The organism is Paraburkholderia sp. EG304 (genome assembly GCF_046543485.1).
Taxonomy (GTDB): domain Bacteria; phylum Pseudomonadota; class Gammaproteobacteria; order Burkholderiales; family Burkholderiaceae; genus Paraburkholderia; species Paraburkholderia youngii.
In genome coordinates this window covers 1-3,954 of record NZ_JBKGUA010000151.1, presented here as the reverse complement: position 1 = coordinate 3,954, position 3,954 = coordinate 1, and the positions used below count along the sequence as shown (strand labels likewise).

Here is a 3,954-nt window from a genome sequence, read left to right as displayed (position 1 = left end):
CCGGCCACGGCGCTCACGCCTTGCCCGTCCTTGACTCGTTGCACTGCAGCTTCCTTGAACTCCGCCGTGTACACCTGGTGCGGTACCTTAAACATTTCTTCTTTCCTTCCTTTCGGTCGAGTTTATACCCGACCTGCTGGAAGGCGAAATTTCAGGGGAAGCTCATTCATCCATATGCCACCAAGCCGGTTTGCAGGCTTACCGGCAGTCACTCGCAGTACGCCAATGCCGACGCTACCTTTGGACGCATCATCGTAATCCAACGGCACCTTTACCGTAGTACAACTAGCCCTAGTCGATAGCGGACCCAGCAGGTCTTTGTTCACAATTTGAAAATTGTCAGATCCGCAGGTATGCCAAGTTATTGACTGGACGTAGTATGGCGTTAGTTCATCATCCACGCTGGAACCAACTGACGCGTGAGTCGGGTCGGTGACTGAACCGCCGTCCGAGCCACCGCAACCATTCAGCGCGACCGCAATCAAAAGAGCCCCTAAAACGCGAATCTTTTTTAATGTTTTTGTCATCATGTCTATGTTCAACAAATTGTCTATGTTCAACAAATGTATCGATTCTTCATCGTCCGGCCAGCTAGAATGGTGCATTATGGTGCGGCTGTCATTTATGAATTTGAATCAGATTGACATTGATCAGAAATCAATACTCGCAGCAATAAAAAACGCCGATACTCGCAAAGGCTCCATCAACCTTCCTTATGCACACTTAAACAATATCGAGTGATATCGCGCGTCCGAATGGCGTTATCATCTCCTTGGCAGCAGAGGGATGCGCAGACGAGCTGGATCGTTCTCATGTTGGCCCTTTTGGCGACATGCTCGAAAGGTCACACACTCTATTGCAATTGAGCTGAACAACGACCTTGCGATTGCTGTTCCTGCACCGGCGACCAGTCAGCTATTTTCCGTTGGAATAATCGATGTAAAGGATGCGGACACGCGTTACTGAGGGTAGTTGTGGCCATAGCGGCGGCTTAGTTTTGCTGGCCGCAATGAGCCCGACGAGGCTTCGCTGTCGACATCCCCGTTATGCAACAAGATGCGAGAACCAAATGATGCTACCGCTGCCAGCGGCAGTCATCGGTGAGCAGTACATGCGGCCAAGCTACGTGTTGGGAATATTGCAGCGATGGTCGGCCTTGGTGTACAGTCGACCCGCCGGCGCAAGCGAGCAGCAGCAGATTGAGGTCGCCGGGCACAACCGCAACGTCCGCGCTGGTCGATCAGCTCGATGCATTCTCGAAAATTGTGGCACCACTGCCGGATTGCGATGTTCGCCGATGCCAAGTCCACCGTACCGCCGCACCCTGCGCCTGATCTTTGCCTACGACGGCGACGCGCTATCGCTCGCCTCAAAGCATCTGGTCGAAATGACCCTGCCACCCTCGCATGAGCTGTGCAGCTCCGAAGGCAAGGCGGGGTTCTGGTTCGAATTGCGAGACCCCCACGGCCGGCCGTTATACCGACGGATCCAGCATGATCCAATGCCGCGGTATCGCGAAGCGCATGCGCCCGGCGCGACCCCAACGCACGTTACAGCTCTGCGGCGCGGCGTTTTCGAAATTCTTGTACCGGCCTATTGGGAAGCGGCGACACTGGTTCTGTTGGCGACAGAGCACCCGCCGGTCGCACCATTCGGCACGATCCGCGCCGAACGAGCGCGCAGCGGTGGCCCGCGGGTTGGCACGGGTGCGGCGCGCGAAATCGCCCGATTCAGTTTGGATGACATCCTGAAATGACTACCGCAGATGGCGCCGTCATCGGCGTCAGCAAGATCATCGACCACGGTCCTGATGTATCGCGTTGGAATCTTGTGATCCTTGGCGACGGCTACCAGAGGGCCGAACTGGCGACCTATGCGACCGACGCGTGGAACTTCGCAAACGCTGTCGCCGGTACCGCGCCGTTCAACGAGATGTGGTCGGCCGTCAACGTACACCGCGTCGAGGTTTTCTCGACCGACAGCGGCGCTGACGACCCCGCGGGCTTGTGCAACGGTACCGGCGCGACGGCGCGCACCTATTTCGACGCGACGTTTTGCGAAGGTGGGCAAATACGGCGGCTGCTCAGCGTCGACGCCGCTACAGCGTTGAACGTCGCGCGCACGCAGGTGCCACAGACGAACATGACGGTAGTGATCGTCAACAGCACCATCTACGGCGGTTCCGGCGGGCCGGTCGCGGTGTTTTCGAAAGCAGACGGCGCAGAGCAAATTGGTATCCACGAAATGGGGCACACGGCATTCGGCCTCGCCGACGAATATTCGACGTACGCCGGTTGTTCAAGCGGTGAAACTGGCCACGACACCTATACGGGAACCGAGCCGGCACAACCCAACATAACCGCCAACACCGACCGCGCGACGATCAAATGGGGCGCACTGATCGCTGCGGCCACTGCGCTGCCGACCACCGTCAACGCTAATTGTACGCAATGCGATACCCAAGCATCGCCTGCCCCGGCCGCTACGGTTGGTGCATTCACAGGCGCAGGGTATTTCCATTGCGGATTGTATCGTCCACAATACAACTGCCAAATGCGTACGCTCGGGAAACCGTTCTGCGCGGTCTGCCTAGAAGTCATCAGGAACACGCTTAAGCCATTCCTGCCGCTGCCGCCTGTCACGAGCCACTTCACCCCAACTTCTGGCAACCCCGGTGGCGCGAACGTTGATGCAACCACAGCGGATTCATCGGCCTGACTGCGGTCCGCGCGCGGCGTCGGTAGTAGCGAACGTCGTTATCGAGTCCGGCCCACGGATCAGCACGCTTAGCCCTTCGGGCGCAGGCAGCAAAGCGGGCGCGATTGCGGCCTAGTTCAGCTACATCATAGCGAGACTGCCGTCGATCATGAACGTCAGCCCCAACACCGGTTGGAGCGCGGCCGGCAATGCTGACCATCAGAGGAATCGGCGTCACTCATGCGAGTGACGCCAGCTTTGGCAGCAATCCCACGCTATGGCCTCGACTCGGTCGCGCAGGCAACCTCGACAGGCCCCGGACGGTCGATAAGCATCGGCGCTACAATTACTACGCCATCGGGCACGTCAGGGGCCAATAGAGCGGCATCTTCGCCTATTGTTGATCGAGCTAAAATTCACCCAGTCTGGTAAGCGGCTCGGCAGGGCCGATCCCCGATCCGCGCGCGCGTGGGGCATGATGTGAGAGCGTGGATTGTTTGCATGGTCGTTGACACGACCTATCTCGATCTACCCGGTCAAGCGGTGTGCGTGGGCGGAGCTGCGGGCTTCAGTTTGTCGGCCACGTTCCAGGGAAGCAGTTCGTCGATGCGGTTGACCTTGTGGTCCGCGATACGGGTGAGCACGTGTTCGAGGTAGGCACGCGGGTTGATTTCGTTGAGTTTGCACGTGCCGATGAGACTGTACATCGCCGCCGCACGCTCACCGCCGCTGTCGGAGCCAACGAACAAATAGTTTTTCCTGCCCAACGCTACACAACGCAGGGCATTTTCTGCAAGCACATTGCTGATCTCGGCACGTCCGTCTTCGCAGTAGAACGTGAGCGCCGCCCAATGGTTCAGCGAGTAGTTGATCGCGCCCGTGAGCGTAGACTTCTTCGACAGCGTTGCAAGCTTGGCCCTGATTGTCGATTCGAACGTGTTGAGCAGAGGCTTGCTCTTCTCCTGCCGCACACGCAACCGCTCATCGGGTGGTTTGCCGCGAATGTCGGCTTCGATGCTGTAGAGCTCTCCGATCATCTCGAGCAGTTTCTGGGTATCCGGAGTCGGCGTGCGCTCGTGAACGTCGTACACGTACCTCCTCGCGTGGGCCTTATGCGGAGTTCGGCATAAGGCGCATTATCCCGAGTTGCGTTTTATGCCGAGTCTGCTTGCGTCGCCTTTGTGTGATCAGTCGTTGCGCGTCGCCGATCACGACATAAATCTCGGGAGTCAGAGAGAGTTCAGAAACGCCAGAAGG

Annotated in this window: 3 protein-coding genes and 1 pseudogene; 2 read left to right on the top strand and 2 right to left on the bottom strand. The window is 57.9% G+C overall.

What is annotated here, in order from left to right:
- Positions 1-122: 122 nt before the first annotated feature.
- Positions 123-560 (bottom strand): hypothetical protein, encoded by a 438-nt coding sequence (locus tag ACLFKU_RS42620; protein ID WP_410853240.1) that lies wholly within the window; start codon positions 558-560, stop codon positions 123-125.
- A gap of 509 nt (positions 561-1,069) precedes the next feature.
- Between ACLFKU_RS42620 and ACLFKU_RS42615 the strand changes: the two genes are divergently transcribed.
- On the top strand, positions 1,070-1,756 hold the full coding sequence (locus ACLFKU_RS42615) for a hypothetical protein (RefSeq protein WP_410853239.1): 687 nt from the start codon (positions 1,070-1,072) through the stop codon (positions 1,754-1,756).
- On the top strand, positions 1,753-2,718 hold the full coding sequence (locus ACLFKU_RS42610; protein WP_410853238.1) for a M64 family metallopeptidase: 966 nt from the start codon (positions 1,753-1,755) through the stop codon (positions 2,716-2,718). The genes ACLFKU_RS42615 and ACLFKU_RS42610 overlap by 4 nt, the downstream gene beginning before the upstream one ends.
- Before the next feature lie 515 nt (positions 2,719-3,233).
- Here ACLFKU_RS42610 and ACLFKU_RS42605 read toward each other — a convergent pair.
- Positions 3,234-3,806: pseudogene (locus tag ACLFKU_RS42605) on the bottom strand (IS66 family transposase); the annotation flags it as partial.
- Positions 3,807-3,954 lie beyond the last annotated feature (148 nt).